The 24,837-nt window shown below is 49.0% G+C and carries 18 protein-coding genes; 11 read left to right on the top strand and 7 right to left on the bottom strand.

The window, feature by feature from the left end; translation table 11 throughout:
• Positions 1-359 precede the first annotated feature (359 nt).
• Both rne and EZV72_RS10590 read left to right on the top strand, forming a co-directional pair.
• Positions 360-3,734 carry a ribonuclease E gene (rne, locus tag EZV72_RS10585; RefSeq protein WP_175405093.1) on the top strand — a complete coding sequence of 1,125 codons (3,375 nt, stop codon included), beginning with the start codon at positions 360-362 and terminating at the stop codon, positions 3,732-3,734.
• 77 nt (positions 3,735-3,811) lie between these two features.
• On the top strand, positions 3,812-4,801 hold the full coding sequence (locus tag EZV72_RS10590) for a phosphotransferase (RefSeq protein WP_137167226.1): 990 nt from the start codon (positions 3,812-3,814) through the stop codon (positions 4,799-4,801).
• Here EZV72_RS10590 and EZV72_RS10595 read toward each other — a convergent pair.
• Positions 4,798-5,742, bottom strand: a complete 945-nt coding sequence (locus EZV72_RS10595; protein WP_137167227.1) for a LysR family transcriptional regulator — start codon at positions 5,740-5,742, stop codon at positions 4,798-4,800. The genes EZV72_RS10590 and EZV72_RS10595 overlap by 4 nt on opposite strands.
• Positions 5,743-5,843: 101 nt before the next feature.
• On the opposite strand from EZV72_RS10595, the gene EZV72_RS10600 reads away from it, so the two are divergent.
• The 5 genes from EZV72_RS10600 to EZV72_RS10620 all read left to right on the top strand — a co-directional run bounded on the left by EZV72_RS10600 (position 5,844) and on the right by EZV72_RS10620 (position 9,129).
• Complete coding sequence (locus EZV72_RS10600; RefSeq protein ID WP_137167228.1) at positions 5,844-6,644, top strand: class II aldolase/adducin family protein; 801 nt, start codon at positions 5,844-5,846, stop codon at positions 6,642-6,644.
• Positions 6,645-6,668: 24 nt separating this feature from the next.
• The gene (locus EZV72_RS10605) at positions 6,669-7,583 is read left to right on the top strand and encodes a bile acid:sodium symporter family protein (RefSeq protein ID WP_137167229.1); all 915 of its coding nucleotides are present in this window, start codon (positions 6,669-6,671) and stop codon (positions 7,581-7,583) included.
• A 35-nt stretch (positions 7,584-7,618) separates the two neighbouring features.
• Entirely contained in the window at positions 7,619-8,077 is a 459-nt protein-coding gene (locus tag EZV72_RS10610) for a GNAT family N-acetyltransferase (RefSeq protein ID WP_137168722.1), read from the top strand.
• A 73-nt stretch (positions 8,078-8,150) separates the two neighbouring features.
• Positions 8,151-8,600, top strand: coding sequence for a YaiI/YqxD family protein (locus EZV72_RS10615; protein ID WP_175405094.1), 450 nt, complete (start codon positions 8,151-8,153; stop codon positions 8,598-8,600).
• A gap of 22 nt (positions 8,601-8,622) precedes the next feature.
• Complete coding sequence (locus EZV72_RS10620; RefSeq protein WP_137167231.1) at positions 8,623-9,129, top strand: GNAT family N-acetyltransferase; 507 nt, start codon at positions 8,623-8,625, stop codon at positions 9,127-9,129.
• A gap of 77 nt (positions 9,130-9,206) precedes the next feature.
• Here EZV72_RS10620 and EZV72_RS10625 read toward each other — a convergent pair whose 3' ends face one another.
• Both EZV72_RS10625 and EZV72_RS10630 read right to left on the bottom strand, forming a co-directional pair.
• Positions 9,207-10,004, bottom strand: coding sequence for a substrate-binding periplasmic protein (locus tag EZV72_RS10625; protein ID WP_137167232.1), 798 nt, complete (start codon positions 10,002-10,004; stop codon positions 9,207-9,209).
• 21 nt (positions 10,005-10,025) lie between these two features.
• Complete coding sequence (locus EZV72_RS10630) at positions 10,026-11,144, bottom strand: hypothetical protein (protein ID WP_137167233.1); 1,119 nt, start codon at positions 11,142-11,144, stop codon at positions 10,026-10,028.
• A gap of 560 nt (positions 11,145-11,704) precedes the next feature.
• Between EZV72_RS10630 and EZV72_RS10635 the strand changes: the two genes are divergently transcribed.
• Positions 11,705-13,627 (top strand): sensor histidine kinase, encoded by a 1,923-nt coding sequence (locus EZV72_RS10635; RefSeq protein ID WP_137167234.1) that lies wholly within the window; start codon positions 11,705-11,707, stop codon positions 13,625-13,627.
• Entirely contained in the window at positions 13,608-14,303 is a 696-nt protein-coding gene (locus EZV72_RS10640) for a response regulator transcription factor (RefSeq protein ID WP_137167235.1), read from the top strand. Before EZV72_RS10635 ends, EZV72_RS10640 begins: the two co-directional genes overlap by 20 nt.
• On the opposite strand, the gene EZV72_RS10645 is transcribed toward EZV72_RS10640, so the two are convergent.
• The 3 genes from EZV72_RS10645 to topA form a co-directional block, all read right to left on the bottom strand.
• A complete protein-coding gene (locus EZV72_RS10645; protein WP_137167236.1) occupies positions 14,283-15,119 on the bottom strand; it encodes a delta-class carbonic anhydrase in 837 nt (278 codons plus the stop codon). The genes EZV72_RS10640 and EZV72_RS10645 overlap by 21 nt on opposite strands.
• 146 nt (positions 15,120-15,265) lie before the next feature.
• A complete protein-coding gene (locus EZV72_RS10650) occupies positions 15,266-15,814 on the bottom strand; it encodes a DUF2058 domain-containing protein (protein ID WP_137167237.1) in 549 nt (182 codons plus the stop codon).
• An 11-nt stretch (positions 15,815-15,825) separates the two neighbouring features.
• Positions 15,826-18,462 (bottom strand): type I DNA topoisomerase, encoded by a 2,637-nt coding sequence (gene topA / locus EZV72_RS10655; protein WP_137167238.1) that lies wholly within the window; start codon positions 18,460-18,462, stop codon positions 15,826-15,828.
• A 358-nt stretch (positions 18,463-18,820) separates the two neighbouring features.
• On the opposite strand from topA, the gene astB reads away from it, so the two are divergent.
• The gene (gene astB / locus EZV72_RS10660) at positions 18,821-20,161 is read left to right on the top strand and encodes an N-succinylarginine dihydrolase (RefSeq protein WP_137167239.1); all 1,341 of its coding nucleotides are present in this window, start codon (positions 18,821-18,823) and stop codon (positions 20,159-20,161) included.
• 783 nt (positions 20,162-20,944) lie between these two features.
• Here the strand turns inward: astB and EZV72_RS10665 are convergent.
• On the bottom strand, positions 20,945-23,161 hold the full coding sequence (locus tag EZV72_RS10665; protein WP_137167240.1) for an Ig-like domain-containing protein: 2,217 nt from the start codon (positions 23,159-23,161) through the stop codon (positions 20,945-20,947).
• Between the two features lie 122 nt (positions 23,162-23,283).
• On the opposite strand from EZV72_RS10665, the gene EZV72_RS10670 reads away from it, so the two are divergent.
• Positions 23,284-24,630: a dicarboxylate/amino acid:cation symporter gene (locus tag EZV72_RS10670; protein ID WP_137167241.1), complete on the top strand. Its 1,347-nt coding sequence runs from the start codon at positions 23,284-23,286 to the stop codon at positions 24,628-24,630.
• The last annotated feature ends 207 nt before the right edge of the window (positions 24,631-24,837 follow it).

Below are 24,837 nucleotides of genomic sequence, written 5' to 3' on the forward strand. Positions count from 1 at the left end.
TGCCTGACGTGAGCTGCCAAGGTAGTACTAAAACCTTCCCTCACCTGAATATTGCGGCCTGTCAAAAAACACAAAGTTCGCCGTTTAGCCATACAGAATTGAAATGACAATTATTCTGATCGTCTGTGATGACAGGTCGGAATAATGAAAAGAAACTAGCACAAGTTAAGGGTCGTCGTTCCCGACACCCGGTTTGTAACAGTAATACCAGCATGTCAGTATCGCTGGTTTGTACAACCCCGGGTAATGCGACATTACAACAAAGTCCCCACACTGCCGTGAGCCAGCGTGGCGAGGGTTTGCACATGTCAGTTTAATTTTGTGTCTGAACGGCTGTAATAAATACAGAGTTAGATACAATGAAAAGAATGTTAATTAATGCAATTCAGCAAGAAGAATTGCGTGTTGCCCTGGTAGACGGGCAACGTTTGTACGATTTGGATATCGAAAGCCCGGGACACGAGCAGAAAAAAGCCAATATTTATAAAGGCAAAATTACCCGTGTTGAACCCAGCCTGGAAGCTGCTTTTGTTGACTATGGCGCAGAACGTCATGGTTTCCTCCCGCTAAAAGAAATTGCCCGCACCTACTTCCCTAAAGGTTATAAATTTGAAGGCCGCCCAAACATCAAAGATGTGATCAAGGAAGGTCAGGAAGTCATTGTTCAGATTGACAAAGAAGAACGAGGTCAGAAAGGCGCTGCGCTAACCACATTTTTATCACTGGCAGGCAGCTACCTGGTACTGATGCCAAACAACCCCCGGGCGGGCGGTATCAGCCGTCGTATTGAAGGCGATGAGCGGACCGACCTGAAACAGGCGCTTAGCAAGCTAGAATTGCCTGATGGCATGGGCCTGATTGTACGTACTGCCGGTGTTGGCAAGTCGTATGAAGAACTGGAATGGGACCTGCGGGTACTGCTTAAACACTGGGATGCCATTAGCGAAGAAGCCGGCAAACGCCCTGCGCCTTTTCTTATTCACCAGGAAAGTAATGTTATCGTACGCGCTATCCGGGATTATCTGCGCCGTGACATTGGTGAGATTCTGGTGGATAAAACCGCCGTGTATGAGCAGGCCTTACAGCATATCCAACTGGTACGCCCTGATTTTGCCAGCCGGGTGAAAAAATACGATGGTGATGTGCCGCTGTTCAGTCATTATCAGATTGAAAGTCAGATTGAGTCTGCTTTTCAGCGTGAAGTTCGTCTGCCATCCGGTGGCTCGATTGTCATCGACCCCACCGAAGCACTGACCTCAATTGATATCAACTCCGCCCGCGCAACAAAAGGCGGTGATATTGAAGAAACGGCCCTAAACACTAATCTGGAAGCGGCTGACGAGATTGCCCGCCAGTTACGTTTGCGTGATGCCGGTGGGCTGGTCGTTATCGACTTTATCGATATGACGCCGGTTCGCCATCAGCGCGAAGTAGAAAATCGTCTGAAAGAGGCGGTGCGTTCTGATCGCGCCCGTGTTCAGCTTGGTCGTATATCTCGCTTTGGTCTGCTGGAAATGTCCCGTCAGCGTCTGCGTCCGTCACTGGGTGAGTCCAGTCATCGGGTCTGTCCGCGCTGTTCCGGGCATGGCACCATTCGTGGTACTGAGTCTCTGGCACTGTCTATTCTGCGTATTATCGAAGAAGAGGCGATTAAAGATAACACTGGTCAGATTGAGGCACAGTTGCCTGTGGCTGTTGCCACGTACCTGCTTAATGAAAAGCGTAAATCCATCAATGTGATTGAAAAACGCTATAATGTATCGCTGCTGATTATTCCTAACGCGAATATTGAAACGCCACATTATGAAGTGACCCGTCGTCGTCCCGAAGAAGTTATCTCTGATGTCAGTTACGATGTAAAACTGATTGAAACTCCGGACACCGAGGCAGACAAGCCAACAGCGGCACCAGCCAAGCGTGAAGAGCCTGCGATTAAAGGCATGGTAGCACCAGATGCCGCCCCTGTGGTTCCGCCAAAACCAGAAGTCAGCACGCAACCTGCTGCGCAGTCAGGTGGTGGTCTGTTCAGCCGGATTGCCAAATGGCTAAGTAGCCTGTTTGGCGCGCCTGCTACCGAGCAGCAAGAAGCCAAGGCCGAACCAGAGCAGAAGAAGTCGACTTCTGAGCAGCGGCCACGCAACAACGACAATCGCAACCGTAAACCTCGTAATAACAATAACCGCAACCGTCGCGGCAAATCTCAGGGCGAGCACAGCGAGCGCGATGATAATCGTGGACAAGGCAATAACCGCAGTGCAGATAACAATCAGGACGATAAGCCACGTCAGTCTGGTAACCAAAAATCTGGCCAGGGCAATAGAAAGCCACGCAAGCCAAGAGAAGACAAACCAGAACAAAAGCAGGATCAGGACGTTGCCGTTCAGGCCGGTGATAACACCGATACCCAACAGCAGCCGCCGAAGAAAAAACAGCTGGCAGAGCGTCGTAAACGTCGCGATATGCGTCGTAGTGTGCGGGTAAATAAAGATGGTAGCCCGGTTGAACTGGCCCAGACATCACAGACAACTGAAGCTAGTGTTCAGCAGCCCGAACAGGATGCTGCTAAAGAAACCAAAGCGCAAAAGCCGTCAAGAAAACCAAAAGCTGCACCAAAAGCCGACAAAGTAGAAGAGCAGCCTGCAGAGCAAGTCTCTGATCAAGGTACCGCAGAAGTCACTGAACAGTCTGGTCAGGATGACAACAAGCGTGACAATAACGGTAACAGCCGTGGACGTAGTCGTCGTTCTCCACGCCATGTTCGTGCTGCTGGTCAGCGTCGTAAGAAAGAACAGGGCCAGCAGGAAGACGACAGCAACGCTGAAATTATTAGTGGCGGCGAGCAGTCTAAAGCAGGTCAGGCAGCAATTGCGCAAACGCCGGATCAGGCCATTAAGGCTGCACCGGTTGGCTGGAACGAAGAAGCTGATAATACTGAAGCTCAACGCAAAGAGAATGACTCTGCACAGCCTGACACCAGTGAGACAGCCAGTGACGTTACTCCGGCCCAACCTGTGGTAGAGCGTAAAGACACGATTGCCGAGCCGGTTGAGCCACCTGCCAAACTGGATGCTGATACATTCACTGAGCAGGCGGAGTCTGCCAGTGCTGACCAAGTGACTGATAACGCGGTCAGTGATGATTCGCCAGCTAAGGCTCAACAGGACGAACTGGCTCTGGATATGCCTCAGGCAGAGGACAAGCCAGCCCGTAAACCCCGGGAAAAGTATCACGCCGATGGTCAACGGGTTGAGCAACAGAGTCAGCCTCAGCAGGTTGAAATTGAGCTGGAAGAGCAGACTGCATCTGTTGCACCAGAGTCAACCGTGGCTGCAGCCAAAGCCGACGAGGTCAGCGAGCCGGAAGTTGCGGAGCAACGTCGTGAAACAACCAGCCATGCTGATGTGGAGACACCAGCCGAAACACCAGTGCCGGCCCCGGTAACAACAGAAGCGGCTTCAAAACAGACTGATAAGGTCTCACAAGCGGTAGCGACAACAGTGGCTGAAGCGGTGTTGAACAGTCTGGCGGCAAGTAGTCGCGGTAAAGTGAATGTGTCTCATCCGATGGCCCTGCCTGCCCAGGTAGAAGCCACCTTTGGTGACCTGACACTCACCGCCAAAGAGGACGACAGTCGCCCTGCGCTGGCAGTGTCCGGACGCACGGCAACGCTGGCTCACAGCCATACCAGTGCTTCTGCGCCGCCGACCAAGCCACAAAGCAGTGATGCGGCATAATAGCGGTACCTTTTCCGGAGCATGGCGCTCCGGATGTCTGACATCAGACATTTCAGCGCAATATAACCCCGCTGTTTATGTCTGATGTTCAGCCCGAATTTGTTCAGTGGGTAAGCCGGGTTTTACACGACCCGGACATTACCCACTTTAATTTGTTACAAACCTTATGGAGCGGCTACGGCCAGTGCTTCCGGTTTTATTCGCCCAGATTACAAACCAATCTGGTTGCCAAGGCAATCAGCCCCCCTGCCCGGCCACAGCACCCAAAAGGCTGGCACACCACAGACAGTCACCAGCGTAAGCTTGACTCCTATGCCATCGAGCATCATTTTTATCAGCATTACCCGGCTAAACTCACTCATTGTCCGGTTCCGGCATTACTTGCCAGTGATAAGCATAACCATCAGCGATTGCTTATCATGCAAGACCTCGATGTGCTGGGCTATACCGCCCGCCATACCAGCCTGACGCTGGATCAGGCTCAGCCGGTTATTGCCTATCTGGCCGGTTTTCACGCCGCCCTGATGGACGTCCAAGATGCCAGTTTATGGCAATGGGGCAGTTACTGGCATCTGCCAACCCGTCGCCAGGAATGGGCAGCCATGCCCGAGGGCGAACTGAAACGTCAGGCCGGCGCCATTCATCAGACACTGGCCCAGGCCCGGTTCACTACCGTGATTCATGGCGATGCCAAAGTGGCTAACTTTTGTTTCAGTGACAACGGAGCCCGGGTGGCAGCAGTGGACTTTCAGTATCCCGGCAGAGGCACGGGTGTGCAGGATCTGGCGTACTTTATTGGCAGCGCCCTGTCTGATGATGACCAGCTTCATGGTCTCGACAGGTGCTTAGATACTTATTTTAACGCTTTGAGACAGGCGCTGGCGCCGCAGTATAGTGCGCAGGAGGTTGAGCGCGAGTGGCGTGAGCTGTATCCGTTTGCCTGCGCTGACTTTCAGCGTTTTTTAAGCGGCTGGAGCCCGCAGCACTTTAAATTAAACCAGGCCCTTGAAGCACAGACACGTCTGGCACTGGCGAAGCTTAACCGCACTCCCGCCAACAATGCCTAACCAGCAGCAAATGCATCAAATGTCTGTCCGGCCCGCTCGTTATTAAGACCGTTACAGATATTCAGCAGCCATTCCCGGACACTCTCCAGCAGTGGCTCCTTGTCGTTGGCACAGTGCCAGTACATATGTACCGGCAATAAAGGTAATGGCATTGGCACCGGGAGTACTGATAAGGGCACGACCTTTAAAATGGCTTCCAGATATATCCGTGGCAAGGTCAGCAGATAATCACTTTCACTGGCGATCCGTGCCGCGGCCAGATAATGCTCACAGATAAGCGCAATATTACGGCGGTAACCCTGCTGCGCCAGCGCCATATCGACATGGTTGACCTCAGAGCGCTTCACCGATACCAGCACATGCCGGCTTTGAATATAGGCTTTCAGGCCGGGGCGCTTTTCGATGGGGTGGCCAGGCCGGCACAATAACACAAACGACTCCTGGCGAACCGGCATCTGCATAATATGATGGTTAACCGGCATCATCGCATCAATGGCAATATCCAGCTCGCCTTTTTCCAGTTTTTGCGAGATATCAGCCATGGGAACGTGAGTACTTCGCAGCTGTACCTTAGGCGCATGGTCACGCAGCTGTGTAAGCAGCGGTGGCAGCAAGGCCGACTCAGTGATATCTCTGAGTCCCAGATTCACGGTACGAGTCACCGACCGTAAGTCAGCCGATTCGGTCTGACTGGCACTTACATATAAACTTTCCAGCGCTTTTTGTACATTGGGGAGCATGGTGTGACAACGCCGGGTTGGCACCATTCGACGTCCCTGACGTTCAAACAGCGGATCACCCAGCGACTCCCTGAGTCGCCCAAGTGCGTGGCTGACTGCCGGCTGGGTCAGACACAATTGGTTTGCGGCTGCGGTAATTGACCCTTGCTCGTAAATGGCCACCAGCACATTGAACAGGTTAAGATCGAATTTACTATGCATGGAATCTATTACAATTCATTAACAATAATCACTATTATTTATCACAGATCGGTTTAAGCTGTACAGAGAAGTTTCTTTAAAAACAGATTTAAAGGTGTGATATGCAACAAGATAATCTGGCTGACAAACTCACTATTGGGGCAAAAAAGTTTCCGCTGTTCTCTATCCCTGAGTTTCCTGATAAACAAGCTCAGCAGCAATATGAAAAGCAACGTCTGGCCGGGGCTTTCCGGCTATTTTCAAAATATGGATTTGATGAAGGACTGGCCGGACATATTTCTTTGCGCGACTGTATCGAACCTGACACATTCTGGGTTAACCCGGTCGGCATGCATTTTGGTCTGATCACCGCCTCGTCGCTGGTCAGAGTATCCCATGCCGGAGACATTGTTGAAGGTCACGCGCCTATCAATAATGCTGCTTTTGCGATCCATTCGCGCATTCACGCGGCCCACCCGGATATCAACGCGGTGGCACACTCACACACCACCTATGGCAGAGCCTTTGCCGCGTTGGGCGAACCTTTGCTGCCTATCTCACAGGATGCCTGCATGTTTTTTGAAAATCACCGTGTTTTCAGTGAATTTAACGGCGTTGTAGCAGATACTCAGGAAGGAGACTTAATTGCTGAGGCTTTAAGTGGTAACAGCGCGGTTATTTTGCAGAATCACGGTCTGCTGACAGCAGGTAAAACGGTTGACGCAGCGGCGGCAAATTTTGTCATGCTCGATAGCTGTTGCCATAGTCAGCTACTCGCTCAGGCTGCTGGCACGGTGCGCCTGATAGATCCGGCCACGGCACGAAAAACCCGGGCAATGAACGGCTCTGATTTAGTGACCTGGGGGAATTTTCAACCGATGTACCAGAAACTGTTGAGTGAAGACGACAGCTTTTTAAATTGATCAGAATCACATAGGGCAGACATAATGACCGCTTCAGTGCTGACCGATTATTTACTTCCGCTGTGTCTGGCCTGCATCATGTTCGGGATCGGCTTATCTCTTACCCTGTCCGATTTTTCCCGCCTGATTAAAAAACCGGGCTGCGTATTGACCGGCCTGGCGGGTCAGATTATCGTTATGCCGGTTATTGCTATTGCCTGCGCCGCGCTGGCGATCACCCTTGCCGGACTGTCACCGGCGATGGCCATGGGAATAGTGCTGCTAGCCGCCTGCCCCGGCGGTACTATGTCGAACCTGATGAGTCATTTGCTGCGCGCAGATACCGCCTTGTCTGTCACGCTTACAGCCCTGTCCACCCTGATTTGCATTATAACTACGCCGCTGCTGATCGGCCTGGGTTACACTTTATTTTCTCCGTCCAGTACCCAGGCTATATCCGTGGCGGGTATCACCACCGGCCTGTTACTGATGGCCTTATTCCCGGTAGCGCTGGGGATGACAATGCGACATCTAACGCCGCTTCAGGCAACTCGTCTGGAGCCTGGTTTCCAGCGTTTCTCCCTGATCTTTCTGGGTCTGCTGATTGTCGGAATGGTTGTAAGGGAATGGTCACTACTGATAAACAGCGGCTTTATGTTAATTGGACTAGCACTGCTGCTCAGTCTGCTTACATCACTGTGCGGCTGGTTCAGTGGCCGTGCGGGCAGGCTTACGCTGACCATTCGCCGGACCTTGTGTATAGAGGTGGGCATTCAAAATGCAGCGCTTGCTATGGTGATTGCACTGAGCATTCTTGAACAGCCTGAGCTGGCAGTATTTCCCGGGCTGTACGGTATTATTATGTACCTGTGCCCTGCCCTGATATGTTTAGCGTCGGGTAGAGATTATCAGGCGTCTGCCGCTAAAGAGCGTCCCCGGTCACTGGAAACTAACCCATAATAGCCACTGCTGTTTTACACTGACCGGTGGTAATGATGAAAATAATACGAGACGATCTTAGCGGCGACACCATTGCCCGCTTTCTTCAACAACATATTCAGGACATGCAGTCGGTATCACCGCCAGAGAGCAAGCATGCGCTTGATTTGGACGGTTTGCGACAGCCTGACATTCAGTTCTGGTCGGTGTGGCTTGAAGATGATCTGGTTGGCTGTTGCGCTATTAAGCAGCTGACCAGAACGCACGGCGAGATAAAATCAATGCGGGTGGCACAACAGGCACGCAATAAAGGGGTTGCCACTTTTATGCTTCAGCACCTGATAAAACATGCCGACTCTTGTGGGCTCTCACGTCTGAGCCTGGAAACAGGAACCATGGATTTTTTCGCCCCCGCTCGCCGCTTATATGAAAAATCTGGCTTTGTTTCCTGCCCGCCTTTTGCTCAGTATCAGTGCGATCCTAACAGTTGTTTTTATACACTGACGCTGGCATGAATATGCATATTAAGGTAACAACCCTCTACCGGATAGTGTAAGCTGATCGTTTGCTTATTCAGGAGAAAGACTGTTGACGATTTGGGTAGATGCTGATGCCTGTCCGGGGCCCATCAAAGAAATTTTATTTCGCGCGGCGCAACGCACAAAAACGCAGGTTGTGCTGGTGGCCAACCACGCGCTGCGCACACCAGCATCAAAATACGTGAGTTTTGTGCAGGTCACCAAAGGGTTTGATGTTGCAGACAGCGAAATAGTTAACCGGTGTGAACCCGGTGATCTGGTTGTCACCAGTGATATTCCTTTAGCTGACGAAGTGATCAGCAAGCAATGCCTGGCGCTGAATCCCCGGGGTGAGATACTGGATAAGGAAAATATAAAATCCAGGCTCAATGTCAGGGACTTTATGGATACCTTGCGTAGCAGCGGAATCCAGACAGGCGGGCCGGCGGCATTGTCGGCAGCCGAAAAACAGGCATTTGGAAACGCCCTCGACAGATGGTTGAGCCAGCACGCGGGCTAATAATAAGTGGAATCAGGATTACATGGATATTCGAGTTATTCCCCCTACTGAAGCATTTCAGCAATGTTATAACGCTTATATTACAGAACTGGGTGATGAGGAACGTTACCCGATGCCGATGGACCTCAATCATGAGGACTTTCCGGCTCTGATTGAACGTCTCAACGGTTATTCTGACGGAATTGGGTTGCCCGATGGCCTTGTACCCAATTCCACTTTCTGGCTGATATGTAACGATACACTGGCTGGCGTGGCCAACCTGCGCCATCATCTCACCCCGGCATTACAGCACGCCGGCGGACATATCGGTCTGGGGATCAGACCTGGCTATCGCGGTCGTGGGCTAGGCACTTTGCTGTTGGCTTACACAATAGAAAAAGCCCGCTCAATGAACATACGCCCGGTGCATATTCACTGCCACCAGCATAACCTGGCTTCTGTAGGCATGATAAACGCCTGTGGGGGCAAACTGCATAGTCAGGAAGACTGGCAAAATCAGAAGATATCAAGGTATATCATTAACAATTAATTCGCTAGTTTGTGAATACCGGTTTTACAGACAATAAAAAACCGGCTTTAAAGCCGGTTTTCAAGTAATGCTACTGTTTAACGACGGTCAAAATTAACCGGCTTATCAGGATGCTGATAAAACCCGTCTTTAAGCAGTTTTTTGTACCGTTTTAACTTGCCATCCAGTTTCAGCTCTTCCAGACCTTTATTAAACAATTCCAGAATCAAGCGACCATCTTTACTGTTTTTCGGAATGATTAAGTGTGAAGTCATGGTTTCAATTGACGGAGTGAGTTCCACCACCTGCGCCCGCTCATCTTTGTCAAATTCACGTTGCAACCAATACCAGCCAGATAACTCATCAATAGCAAATACATCAATATCGCCGTCAATCAGGGCCTGCAAATTTTCATAATCGGAATCACGCTTTTCCACATTATCAGCATCACGCAGGTAGGTCGCCAGTTCGTCGGTAAACAGGTAGCCTTCTGTCATCCCCATTTTATAGTTATCCAGGTCAGACAGGGAATTCCACTGAGTCAGGCCGGACTTCTTGCTGGCATATAATACCAGGTTCTCGGCGCTCATCGGATCGCTATGCCAGAAGTCTTTTTCTCTTTCCCGTACATAGTTAGCGTATGACATCGCATCATACTTGCCCGCCAGTGTCGCCTCTTTAGCTTCTTCCCATGGCATCGACGTGTACGTCACGACGACACCCACTTCTAAAAATGCTTCTTCGATGATGTGATTAATATAGCCCTCATGCTTCATATCTTCCGATGTGTACGGCGGGTATTCAGCAGTGGCGATATCCAGTTTTAACCAGGCGTCAGCCAGGCTGGGTAATGGCACTAACAATAAAGCAGTTAAAAGCAGTGTCGTTCGTTTCATGGTGTTTCCTTTTTCTTTTTTTTAGAAATACAGACCTATGTTTACGTTAACGCGATGTGTAGTATCCTGCAAGCCGCCTAAATCGAGTCCGACACCCGGGCCGCCAGAGAACCACATATTTTTGCCGTGAATGCTGTCTACGTACACGAACAGTTTTTCCCAGCCAAAGCTACAGCCATTTACCCATTGTGATGAGTCGCGTCCGGCTTCAACATCAGACTCAATCCGGCTGTATTCGGTGTAGCATTTCAGTTCTGAAATCGCGTCAAACTCATACGGAATAGTATAGGCCAGATTGGCGATATAGCTTTTTCCTTCAGCCGTTTGCAAAAAAGCAGAATCAAAGGATGACATGGCAATACGGTCAGTTGGCACACCATCAGGCGCCGATACGTCATAATCAAAATCGGTGTACTGCAGATCTACGCCAATGGGGCCATCTACATGACGTACGTGAACCGCATAAGCGGTCATATCACCGCGGTCACGGGTATCCAGATTCACAATATCGCCATACTGGTATGACACGCCGATATCTGTGGTCGCATCACCATAAAGTTCAGCATTGTAACTGGCACGCAGATTCACCTGACCATCTTCTTTATTGCGATACTCTTCAAAATCAGCCACATCAAAGCTGTAGCGACCGAAATTAGCCGCATCGCTGTACTCATCATTGAAAAAATAAGCAGCGTGGATGTTCCAGTTACCCGGAGTGTAGTTGGCAACCAGACCTGCATCATAGTCGTCTTCAAAGCCAATATAATAATTTCCCGAAAACCAGAAATTATTAGAGGCAAATGGCAATAAACCGAACGGCACCTGGGTAATACCACCGGTAATGCTAAGCTCTTCATCCACCGTATAGGTCAGATCAGCATAACGGATAGTGTCGAAGTCTACGTTTTCATACCAGCGATATTCTGCTTTGTAGGTAAACTGATCGGTTTCACCGGAAATATTCAATTTGAATGATTCAAATTCCAGTCCACTGCGCTGTTCTGAAGGCAACCAATCCTGGTAACCGTAGTTAACCCGGACATGTCCGCCGATGGTAAATGGTAATTCATCAGCCTGAGTGGGCATAGAAACCGCTGCGCCTAGCATCGCAAACGGCAGTGTAGTTAGTAATTTTCTCATTCACTAGCCTTTACATTGGTATTGATAACACGCCTTTGACAAAGATTCATCCAGCTACCACAACCGGGTCAAAAGCAAATTCAGAAGATAGCCGACGATGTAACGGTAATTCGTTATACAAGGAAAATGACTGCGTATCCTTTACAAAAACAGCGGGATTTACCAGCTATCCGTTTCAATGTTTGAACACAAACTATATCGTTGAGGCTGACAAAAAGATCACTTACGCTAACCGCGCTGTTACATTCAGCTTGCAAAAATCACGACTGACAGCCAGATTAAACAGATAAGTTACGGAACTCGCGCATCGTCGGCGGCGAAAACTACCAGAAGTAACCCAAAATGAAAAATCAGCGTTAACAAACCACCAAAATGTAAACTCAACTTTCGTAGCATTTTGCAGAATATACCGACACATTTAATTGGAAATAAAGGCATTTGACTAAATATTAAAAATTTACTGACTACCCGCCTTTGGTGAATAAATACCCACAATTTAATACTGCCTCTGGCCGGTTTTTCAGCTATATCAGTAACAACAAGAAACAGGCAGAACTGATATGTATAAAAGAAAACTATTTATATTTGGTTTTATTTCTACCCTGGTGCTACTGATAGCGTTGGGCAGTGCAGCGATCACCGCTCACCTTACGCGGGAAAACCTGCAGCAAAGCCAGCTTGCACAGCGGTTGCTCATAGAGCATCAGCAGTTATCCAGTATTTCCTACCGATTGTTTAAACAATTAACCGATGAGCTGATATTCGGCCAAAATGCCAATCAGGCCAAAGTACGCAATAAACAGCAACAAATCTCTCAGTCACTGACATTAATTGCCAGCCTGGAAAAGGAACAGCGCCAGGCACTGGGAGTTGAGGCAACCCGGGGCAGTGTCGAGGATACCGCTGGGCTGAGTATTCTGATAAACGATATTGTCAGTGAATTTAAAAGTATTATTGCCAGTCAGGACCAGACTCCCCTGGCCCAGCAGGAGCGCGTGCAGGAGTTGCTTGAAAACACCATCGACAACCAGTTCCGGGAAGCCATTAATGCCGCGGTGTCCCGGCAAAGCCGAGTAGTTAATCAGCTCAATGCCGCCACCGAGACACTTAATACCGCCATTGTATGGTTTACAGCAGGGCTTGGGCTTATTACCTTCCCGTTTATCATCCTTGGCTGCTATTGGCTGTTTAATCAGCTCTATTACCCGTTGAATGTGATTAATAGCGGCGCTAAAGCTCTTAGTCAGGGAGACTTCTCAACCCGAATGCCGGATACCCTGGACAAGGAGTTTGCCGATCTGGCCAGCACCCTGAATCAGCTGGCAAGCAAAATGGCGGAACAAGAGAACCGGGAAGAGCAATCCCGACAGGCGCTGGAAATTGAGGTCAGCCAGCGCACACAGGCGTTAAGTGAAGCTAACCGGCAACTCACCCAGCAGGATACAAAACGTCGCCAGTTTATGGCAGATGTCTCCCATGAACTGCGTACTCCCCTGACGATTATCCGTGGCGAGGCGCAGGTCACCTTACGTCAGCAAAGTCAAACCGCCGAGGTATACCGGCATACTCTGGAAGCTATTTTATCGCAAGCTGTAGCGCTAAGTACGCTGGTTGATGATTTATTACTGCTGGCCCGCTCCGAGATGAGCCAGCTGGTGCTGGACATTCGACCTGATAACCTGACCGCCTGTATAAGAGAGCTTGCCGAGCGCTGGCAGCGACAACACCCACAGCGCCAGATTTGTTTTGAGGATCTTACACACGACCATTATACCGCGCTGCCCTTTGACCACCAGCGGGTGTGCCAGATCCTGACTATTCTGCTGGATAATGCCACCCGCTATTCAGATGCTAATCAGCCTATTACTATCACGCTTCATTCGTTAAACCACTCCATGGACAGGCACTCACAAACTCAGGACACCCACGCTGCTCACACCATGGACAGGCACATGCAAACTCAGGACACCCACGCTGCCCACACCGTGGACAGGCACATGCAAACTCAGGACACCCCCACGGCTCACACCATGGACAGGCACTCACAAACTCAGGACACCCCCACTGCTCACACCATGGACAGGCACATGCAAACTCAGGACACCCACACTGCTCACACCATGGACAGGCACTCACAAACTCAGGACACCCACACTGCTCCCACCATGGACAGGCACATGCAAACTCAGGACACCCACACTGCTCAATCCATGGACAGGCACATGCAAACTCAGGACAATCACGTGAAGATCTCCGTTTCAGATCATGGCCAGGGTATTTCACCTACTGAAATTGAAAGGATTTTTGAGCGGTTTGTCCGCTTTAAGCGCCAGCAAGGCGGTGTTGGATTAGGACTGGCCATAGCTAAAACGTTGGCAGAGGCTCATGGCGGAACGCTTACCGCTACCTCGGTGTTGCACGAAGGCTCTGTTTTTACGCTTACTTTACCGACCGGAATACATCATGAAAATACTAATCGCTGATGATGAAGCGCCTCTGGTAGCATTTCTGCATCGTGGCCTGATATCGGAAGGCAATGAATGCATTACCGAAACTCAGCTACACAATGTCCTGACCCGGCTAAAACAAGAGCAGCCTGATCTATTGATACTTGATCGCATGTTTGACGATCAGGATTCGGTAGCATTACTGCCAGAAATCATCGCATTACCTACTCCACCCATGGTGCTACTACTAACCGCAATTGATGATGTGAAAGAGCGCATTAGCGGCCTACAACAGGGAGCAGATGATTATTTGTGCAAGCCGTTCGACTTTGATGAGTTGCTGGCCCGGGTAATGGCACTTGGCCGGCGGCGTCCCGGCCAGAACACTGAAACCAGCGGCGCCGGGCTGCACAGTATTACCGTTGGTAACCTGCAATTTGATACGCAGTGCCGGCTAATAACCCTGGCCGGTGAGGAGCTACCGTGCACGAAAATAGAATATGAACTGTTGCTGTATTTTGCCCAGAACACTGGCAAGGTACTCACGCGAGAGCGAATCTTAAGCCGGGTATGGCAGGCCAATAGTGATCCGATGACAAATATTGTGGATGTATACATCAGCCGGTTACGGAATAAGCTCAGCGCAGCGCCTGACGTGACTATTCAGACACTACGCGGCAACGGTTACCGGCTAGTAAATAACCGACAATAGCTCAGGGTTTGTCACCAGATTACGTACACCGTGTGCGCCCTGTTCGTTAAAGGGATTATCCTCGCACCAGTCGGCAACAGAATTGATATCCGCGACTTTTACCTGCGGGCGTACGCTCCAAGTGACTTTTAGTGGTGATGGCGACTCATTAAAACCGGGACCGGTGGTTGAGCCTGCGTAAACGACCGGCGTACCGGTATCATCCGGGATATTCGGCGCCTGAGCATAAGTGCCCTGCTGACTCACCGCGGCCAGTTCTTTAAAGTCAGCCGCCTGAGCATCATTTGCCAGTACCATCACTTGCGTTTCCACCCGTAGTGTCGGGTTCATGCTTTGCTCTGACAAACACGCGTTTAAGCTGGCCCCAGGCGTAACCGGCGCTGAGGAAAAAACATAATGCACTTCTATTGTATCTCCGGGGAGCAGGCTGTGTTCTTTCACCGGGCAGACCTTGCCAGATACCGGACGTAATTGAGCATCACTGAGCTGGCCACTGTATAAAAATCCGGTGCCGTACCCCTTACCATCACCATTGCCTGCATAGCGGGTAAACTCGCCTCCTTTATGCTCTGCGTTGGCGTGAAAATGGATATTACACAGATTCATTTTTGTGTGTGACGGTGCCATGCCAAAGTACTGAGGGTTATTCCCGTTGAACTGATTGATATCCCGGGGGGACTGTGGACCTGTAAAATGACTATGCTCTGCAAGCAACGCTCGCTGAGCATGAATTGTGTCGTCTGGAACCACGTTGGCCATCACTGGTAAATGACTGGATAAAGTGAGTAAAGCAACTGCGACTGGCAAGGTTTTCATAAGGGTATTCCTCTTAATGGACAGACACAGAATACCGGGCGCAACTTAAATTGACCTGAAAACAACATTAAAAACAGATTAACGCCTGCTGATAACAAAAAAGCCCCTGATTTTCAGAGGCTTTTTAGATTCTAAGACCATCACTGTTACCAGGTCAGATCATCCGGAATTTCAAAATCAGCATACCAGTCATCTTCTTCGCTAGCAGCCTGATCCTCCGCTTTAGTATCGGCGCGATAAATCACCGAGGCTTCATCACGCTGAGCGATTTTATCTGCCACCGGCGTAGGTACCAGATGATACTCCTCATCCAGTCTGACCACCGTCAGACGACCCTGAGTGACCAGCTTACGTACCGCTTCGCTTACCGGCATCCGTTTGACCAGATTATTGTCGGTGAAGTTAAGCACGCCTTCGTCCTTGCCTTTCGACTGACTGTTCAGGGTTATTAACTGGCGCACCTGAGCCGCAACGGAGCGTTCTTCACGCTCTTTTTGTTGCTGCTCATTTAGCTGCCGATCACGCGCTTTTTTCTCATCAAGTGCCTGCTGTGCAGCAACTTTATTCTCATCAACAACGTCTTGCTTATTTTTGTTTTTGAGCTTTTGTTTTTTTCGCTTTTCCTGACGCGCCTGGCGGGCAGAGGATTTATCTGCCAGCCCTGCTTTGAGTAGCTGGTCCTGAAGTGATGCCACAGGATTACTCCTTATTTCGATTTCTTGCGGGTGTCTTTTTCCACCCATTTGCCATTTTCGTACCAGGCAGACCAGCCCGATGCCTTACCACTCTCGTTTTCAGACATCACATATTGCTGCTTGGTTTTACGACTAAAACGCACGATGGTCGGATTACCGTCTGGGTCCTGCTGCGGCGCATCAGCCAGATAGAAGAATTTTGGTGAAATTCTATCTCTGAACCGAGCCAGTTCTTCAACTTTAGGGGCCCGTGTTTCCCGGCTTTTAGGGAAGTTATGCGCGGCCAGGAAAATGCCTGAAGCACCGTCACGTAACATAAAGTGAGCATCAGACTTTTCACAGGGCAACTCAGGTAAATCGACCGGATCTTCTTTCGGAGGAGCAGCTTCACCGTTTCGCAACAGTTTACGGGTATTTTTACATTCGCTGTTTGTACAGCCAAAGTATTTGCCAAAACGACCGTTTTTCAGCTCCATGTCGCTGCCACACTTATCACATTCGATAATCGGGCCATCATAGCCTTTGATTTTAAATGTGCCGGTTTCAACATAAGTGCCATCACAGGAAGGCGCATTGCCGCACACATGCAGCTTACGGGTTTCATCAACCAGGTAGCTGTCCATGGCTGTACCGCACTTATCGCAGCGCCGTTTGGCACGTAATGCTTCGGTCTCCTGCTCTTCGTCAGCCACTTTTTCCACTTCATCACCAGGCACCAGATTAATCGTATTGGTGCAGCGCTCCTTCGGCGGTAAATTGTACCCCGAACAGCCCAGGAATACACCGGTACTGGCTGTGCGAACATTCATCTCACGTCCGCACTTATCACAGTTAATACCCGCCGGTACGGCCTGATTCGGGCGCATTCCGCCTTCCTCGCTATCGGCTTCAGCCTTTAGCAATTTGGCATAAAAATCCTCATAGAACGCATTGAGCACTTGCTTCCAGTTTTTATCCCCTTCGGCAATATCATCCAGCTGCTGTTCCATGTTGGCAGTAAAATCGTAGCTCATCAGGTCAACAAAGTTTTCCAGTAAGCGATCGTTAACGATTTCACCCATTTTTTCTGCATAGAAGCGTTTGTTTTCCAACCGCACATAGCCACGATCCTGAATCGTAGAGATGATACTTGCGTATGTTGACGGGCGTCCAATGCCACGCTTTTCCAGTTCTTTTACCAGTGATGCCTCGTTGAAACGGGCGACCGGCTTGGTGAAGTGCTGCTTGGGATCTAAATCTTTCAGGTCAAGTTTATCGCCCTGTTTCACATCCGGTAACAACAGATCTTCTTCGCCTTTTTTGCGAATTTGCGGCTGCACCCGGGTCCAGCCATCAAAGCGCAGAACGCGGCCTTTTGCTGTCAGCTCGTAGTCATTTGCTGCCACCCGAATCGTGGTCGCATCGTATTTTGCCGGTGTCATCTGACAGGCAACAAACTGACGCCAGACTAATTCATACAGACGCTGAGCATCTCGCTCCATATCACCCAGGCTGTCAGCTTTGATATTAACATTGGAAGGTCGAATGGCTTCGTGCGCTTCCTGCGCGCCTTCCTTACTGCCGTAACGATTGGGATTTTCCGGCAGGTATTTGCCACCAAAATTATCGCTGATGTAATCACGACAGCTATCCAGTGCTTCCTTACTAAGATTGGTTGAGTCAGTACGCATATACGTAATATGCCCGGCTTCGTATAATCGCTGTGCCATCATCATGGTTTTCTTAACGCCAAACCCCAGACGTGTACTGGCTGCCTGCTGCAGTGTTGACGTAATAAACGGCGCAGATGGACGACTTTGCGTGGGTTTTGACTCGCGGCTTTGTACCAGATATTGCGCGTCTTTCAGATCACTTACCGCTTTGTCGGCCTGCGTCTTATTAACCGGCTTAAAGGCTTTTTCCTGATACTTGCTGACCAGCATACGCAAAGCAGCTTTATCCTGCGATGTCAGATCGGCATGAATGTCCCAGAATTCTTCCGGGACAAACGCTTTAATTTCGCGCTCACGTTCGACCACCAGACGCACAGCCACAGACTGTACCCGGCCGGCAGATAAGCCACGGGCAACCTTTTTCCACAACAGCGGCGATACCATAAAGCCAACAACCCGGTCCAGAAAACGACGGGCCTGCTGCGCATTTACCCGGTCAACATTGACCTCACCTGGCTTGGAAAAGGCTTCCTGAATCGCATTTTTGGTGATTTCGTTAAACACCACGCGCTGATAGTCGGCCTTTTTATTCCCCAGCAGCTCTCGCAAATGCCAGGCAATCGCTTCCCCCTCCCTATCCAAATCCGTTGCCAGATAGACAGTGTCAGCATCTTTGGCCAGCTTTTTCAGCTCATTAACGACCTTTTCCTTGCCTTGCAGCACCTGATAGTGGGCCTGCCAGTCATTTTCAGGATCCACACCCATACGATCAACCAGCTTGCGATATTCATATTTTCGCAAGTACTCAGAACGCTCTTCTTCAGATAACGTTTTCAGCTCTTTTGCTGGTTTTTTCGGCTCGACATTCCCCAGCGCTTTGGTTGGAAGATCACGAACATGGCCAACAGAAGATTTAACGATAAAATTTTTACCGAGATATTTATTTATCGTTTTTGCTTTGGCCGGAGACTCGACGATGACCAGTGATTTTGCCATAAATTAGAAATAAACCTGTTTTAAATTATAGACTTACTACGCCTACATTTAGAATTTTCAGCCCCGTGACCAAGTCATACGGAGCCAATGCTTTTTTAACATATATCTACAAAGTGAATGGAAAACAAGATCTTCTTAATAGTTATTCTGACAAGCGCTTCATTCCCCACCAAAAACTGTTCACTTTATAGCCGGCACGATTGGCAAGGCAATGAAAAGCCGTATAATGCCAGCCATTCAGCCGTGTCTTTACTGCAAATTATGCTATACCAACTAGCATGATGAATACACCTTCGCATAAAAAGACCGCCTTTATATAGTGACAGTTTTATGTCATTCAACATTAATTGAGGGACGCATGAAGCATTTTGAAGTGAATTTTGATGGTCTGGTTGGCCCGACGCATAATTACGCCGGGCTGTCATTTGGCAATGTGGCATCACAAAGCAACGCTAATGCTGTGAGCAGCCCTCGCCAGGCAGCCAAACAAGGCCTGGCCAAAGCTAAGGCACTGGCTGACATGGGCATGGTACAGGGCGTGCTGGCCCCGCAGGAGCGCCCGGATATCAATACACTTCGCCGCCTCGGTTTTACCGGCTCAGATGCCACCGTGCTTGAAAATGCCGCCAAACAGGCGCCCAAGGTTTTTCTGGCATGCTGCTCAGCTTCAAGTATGTGGACAGCCAACGCAGCAACTGTCTCGCCAAGTGCAGATACTGCTGACGGTAAAGTACATTTTACCCCGGCAAATCTGACCAATAAATTCCATCGCTCACTGGAGCCGGAAGTTACCGGCCGCATACTGCGCGGTACATTTGCAAACGAAAAATATTTTGCTCACCACACGCATTTACCGGACAACGAACACTTTGGTGACGAAGGGGCGGCAAATCATACCCGGTTATGCAGCCAGTACGGCCATGCAGGCGTAGAACTGTTTGTGTACGGACGCTATGCTTTTGATAGCAGCAAGCCCGCACCACAGCGTTATCCAGCGCGCCAGACCCTTGAGGCATCTCAGGCCATTGCGCGACTCCACGGCTTAGAAGACGAGTCAGTGGTGTATATCCAGCAAAACCCTGATGTTATCGACCAGGGTGTATTTCACAATGATGTCATTGCAGTGGGAAATCAGAATGTGCTGTTCTACCACGAGCAGGCGTTTCACAATGCCAGTACTGCACTTAATGAAGTAAAACAGAAGTTTGGCGATAATCCGCTCCATTTTATTGAAGTGCCGACATCGCAGGTGTCAGTGCTTGATGCAGTGAAAACCTATCTGTTCAACACCCAGATTATTACGTTACCGGACAACACCATGGCGATTATTGCGCCGTCTGAGTGTCAGGAGAATGAAGCGGTCAGTCGCTATCTTGAAGAACTGGTGACCATGAACACCCCCATCAAGCAAGTGAAGTTCTTTGATGTTAAGCAAAGTATGCGAAATGGTGGTGGGCCAGCTTGCCTGCGATTACGCGTGGCGTTGAACGACGCAGAACTGGATGCTGTAAACCAGAACACGTTACTGAACGACACCCAGTTTGAGCGCCTGAATGCCTGGGTGGATAAGCACTACCGTGATCAGTTAAGTGAGGATGATTTGCGCGATCCACAATTACTGATTGAGTCACGTACTGCTCTGGACGAATTGACTCAGTTATTAAAACTGGGCTCAGTGTACCCCTTCCAGCAGGCCTGATAGCACAAAGCTATGTTCAATAGGCCAGATGGGCCGGGCAAGTAATAAACAAGGGCACTTCACACAGGTGCCCTTTTTTGTGCCTGTTAATTTCTTAAGTTCAACCGCGGCATCAGGTATGAGTGTGGGTGTCCATCCGGTTAATTGTCAAAGTCATTCGAAAGTAATCCACGATAATCTGGACAGGCACATTTATAACGTTCCAGGAATCTGGGCGATCTCATTCTGGATACCTGATTACTGGACTACCTGATTACTGGACAGGCACTTTTTTGCGTCTATCTATCCGTGCGTGTGATAACAAGGGCATCCCAGACAAGCACCCTTTTTATTTCATACCAGTTAATGCTGTAGGTTGAACCGCGGTGACGTGTGTGGGTGTCCATCTGGTTGATTTGTAGAAGTCATTCGACGGTCACGCAAGACAATCTCTATGCGATAGCCTGTGGGATATTCTGGGGTATTCAGGACGAGCACTTTTTCGGCGACGGTCTATCCGCGCATTATTGCTTTAGTGCTTATTATTCGTGTAGCCGAGATAGCGATAATATATATGGGTGTCCAGAAAATCACCTTCCGTTTATTACTTTTTGAAGTCATCATGTAAAAATGTGAACAGGCACTTTTGGCTGGTTTTGAGTGGGTGTTTATTAGCATATTTTTTCTTTTGAACTTGCTTTTCGCGCGCATCAATCAGCCGAAGTAAATCGTATTAGCGAATATTTATATTCAAAAGCAAAAAACCAGCCCGGAGGCTGGTTTTCTAAGAGTACTGCGTGTTATTTAATTTACAACAGCACAATTGGTATTGCCGGTTCCAAACGGACTGGCAGGTGGAGTTACAGACTCGGTAGTAATATCCGTGGATAGAACAGGCAATGTAAAGCGAGTAAATGTACTTGCCTCACTGCCTGTAGAGCGTGTAAATACAGATAGTTCAACGTCCGTGAAAATTGCATACTCTTTAGGATATCGAAGTTCAATAATGGCTTGCCCGTTGGCATCTGTGACATCATCATCTTTAAAAGTCACTGCCCCTACAATGCCTGGTGTTAGCAGATTATCGCCGTTATCATCTTCCAAAGGCTGCAGGATTCCATCTGCGTTCTGGTCTTCGTTGAAACAGTAACGAGTAAATACAGGGAACCAGATGGAGTCTTCATCGTTCCAGTTCCAGAACCCCTGACGGTATTCACCGTTATCGGCACGCTTGACGGGTGTGGCTGAGACGGTCAACTGCTCATTCTCAATTGGTCTGCCCGCAGAGTCAGTCACAAATACAGTAAATTCTTTCAGATAGGTTGAGTTATCAGCTTCCTGAAGAACGCTGCCAGAGCCAACAGAGATATCAAAAGCACGATTACCGACCGTCAGTGAAACACTGTTAAACACAGATGTGTTATCAACGTAGCGGGCTACAACAGATACCGCATCTTCACTTGACACTGCTCCAGAGGTAAAAACGGTGGAAGCGACACCGTTGGAATCAGTTGTGGCCTGCGAAGGTGAAATGGAGCCTGTGCTGGTATCGTCCACAGTAAAACTAATTACTGCATTTTTAACCAGATTCCCCTCATCATCACGCACGATGGCATTAATGGTGCTGGTTTGTCCATCTGGCCCAATAATATCCGGTGTAGCATCAACTTCAATTGCAGCAGGTACCGTTGCAATAAATTCTATCTGAGCCCGGGCGCTAACCTGCTCATTGTCGTCGTCAATACCTGTTGCGGTAATTGCAGATATACCTGCATTATCTGAGCTGATAGTAAATGTCGCTTGCCCCTGAGCATCAGTAACCGCACTTTCCTGTCCAGCCGCTATTTCACCACGTGAAGCCGTAAATGTAACCTGCCCGCCAGCGTAAGGATTGCCACCTTTCTCCCAAGTAATCGTAATTTCCTGATTTTGTTTTAACTCAACATCAGTATCCGGAATACCCGAAAATGTAAAGTTATCTTCCTGCACATTGATAGTAAATAAGGTCTGTGCATTTAATGAAGTGGCTGTAATTGTCGCCTCGCCAGGTGTAGTGCTTGTGTAGACTACTGACGCTTGCCCGTCACTGCCGGTAACAACAGAATTTTGGGCTAATCTGCCTGCATCAGCTTCAAGAACAATAGTCTGATTGGCAATAGCAACACCGTCGGAGTCCTGGACACGAAGAGTCAACTCAACATCATCGTCCAGAATCACTGACTGGGCACCATTGATGGTGACTTCTGTCCCACTTATGTCAACATCAAGTGTTTGAGTTAGCTCCCCAACCCGGGCTGTCACCTGTACGGTTCGATTTTCTGAATTGTTTCGGGTAGAAACGGTTGCCAAAGCCCGTCCACTGGCATCTGTTTGTGCCTGATCAACCTGAATCTCTACCCCTGAATCTGCTGGCGCTGAGAAAGAAACAGACTGGCCTTCCATTAATACGCTTTGTGCATTTTTTACCAGTGCGATTAACTGAGCACTATCTGAGCCGCTGGACGGCAACTGGACTTTGTCGGTGAAAAGATTCAGGCTTGCAGGTTGCTCGCTTTCCTGAGTTGTACCTGAAGAAGAAAACGTGGTAGTCCCTACTTCGCCATTGGCGGTCGTTGCCGTCAGCTGACCGTCACCTGAAGCACTTCCCACGGTTAGTCCAATACTGGCTTCACCATTTTCGTTGGTGCTGGCGGTGCCGGTATCGTTGGAAAAATTAGCCAGTTCGTCATTTGATAGCGTAAACGTAATTAATGTGTCGGCCTTTGGATTGCCGTTCTGGTCGAGCACCTGAACAATCGCCGTAAGCGAATTGCCCTGTGTAAGATTTTTGTCTGACTCCGCGTTGCTATTTTGCAGAGCTACACTGACCGTATATTGTGTGGTCTCAGACTGTTCGGTTCCCGTTTCAGTGGTGGTTCCTGTTGAACTGGTGCCGTCGCGTTCAATCGAACCGCCGCCCCCACATGCTGATAGCGTCCCTAATGTGGCTATGAATAAGAGCGACTTGGTAAATGTTCGCATATTCGTCTTCCTGAACCTCTGTTTATCGTATTTGTTACGTTTTTATTGTTTAAATCCCAGTGGAATCTGGCACACTACTGCGCGAATTCAAAAATAAGAACAGAAGTTGCAAGGGAACATTCATGTCTCAAAACACGCATAAGTTTAGTCTTACCACCAGAATCTTTATCGGCATGCTCGCCGGAATCATTATCGGTGTTTTGCTTCAATTGGTTTTTGATGATAGCGGAGATCTCCGTTTCACGATATTTGGTTCTACGTTTTCCACGTATAGCATTCTGGTAGAAGGTATATTTTCCACTTTAGGCCAAATATTTATCGCCAGTCTTAAGATGCTGGTTGTACCTCTGGTATTCGTTTCTCTGGTGTGTGGCGTATCCAGCCTAACCGACCCCAGCAAACTCGGTCGGCTTGGAGTTAAATCCATTGGCTTGTATATTTTCACAACTGCCATCGCAATATCACTGGCAATTGGTATGGGTTTGCTTGTACAGCCTGGTGCTGGCGTTCCAATGACCTCAGACGCCTCATTTGTGGCTAAGGAAGCTCCCTCGCTGTCTCAGGTCTTCATCAATATGTTCCCGACTAATCCCATCAACGCAATGGCTGAAGGCAAGATGCTGCAAATTATTATCTTTGCAGTGCTATTCGGTGTATCAATGGCCATGTGTGGTGATGCCGGTCAACGCGTCGCCAGCTTCTTTGAAGACTTAAATAGTGTGATCATGAAACTGGTTACCATTATCATGAATCTGGCGCCATATGGTGTGTTCGTATTAATGGCCAAGCTGTTCAGCACGATTGGACCGGATATGCTGGGAAGTCTGGCGAAGTACTTCTTTTTGGTACTGTTTGTACTGATACTGCATGGTCTGGTGACTTATTCCCTGTTACTAAAAGGGTTAACTGGCTTAAGCCCAAAGATGATGTTTATCAAAATGCGTGATGCTATCCAGTTTGCGTTTACTACCTCCAGTTCCAGTGCTACGTTGCCAGTAACCATGGAAACCGCGCAGAATAAGCTGGGCATTGGCAAATCTGTATCTTCATTTACGCTGCCGCTGGGTTCAACCATCAACATGGATGGTACGGCGATAATGCAGGGTGTGGCTACGGTCTTCATCGCGCAGGTGTATGGTGTTGATCTGAGTGTATCTGACTACATGATGGTGGTATTAACTGCCACCCTCGCGTCAGTCGGAACTGCTGGCGTTCCCGGAGTGGGCCTGATTATGCTGGCGATGGTTCTGCAACAGGTTAACCTGCCTATTGATGGTATTGCTCTTATTATTGGTGTTGACCGACTGCTTGATATGACCCGTACCGCAGTCAACATAACCGGTGACTGTACTGTGGCTTGTATTATTGCAAAAAGCGAAAAAGAGCTTGATGAAACTTGCTACAACGACATAGACGCCGGTAAGAAAGAAGAAGAACTTAACCTGGACACAGCGAGTAAAAACGCCTGACCTGGTTTGCCACCACCTTCTACAGGTGGTGGTGCTTTTCTGTTTAGCACTTCGTCACGGTAAAACAGTAATCTCCCTCCTCTTATACTATTCCCCCCCTGCCCCTTTACTCATGCCCGATACTGATTTCTGCTTAAATCTGTCATGAGTATCAGTTTACACTTTTTAGCGATATTCAAACCCGAAGAACATTAACTGGATACCTAT

The sequence above is a fragment of the Salinimonas lutimaris genome, assembly GCF_005222225.1.
Taxonomy (GTDB): domain Bacteria; phylum Pseudomonadota; class Gammaproteobacteria; order Enterobacterales; family Alteromonadaceae; genus Alteromonas; species Alteromonas lutimaris.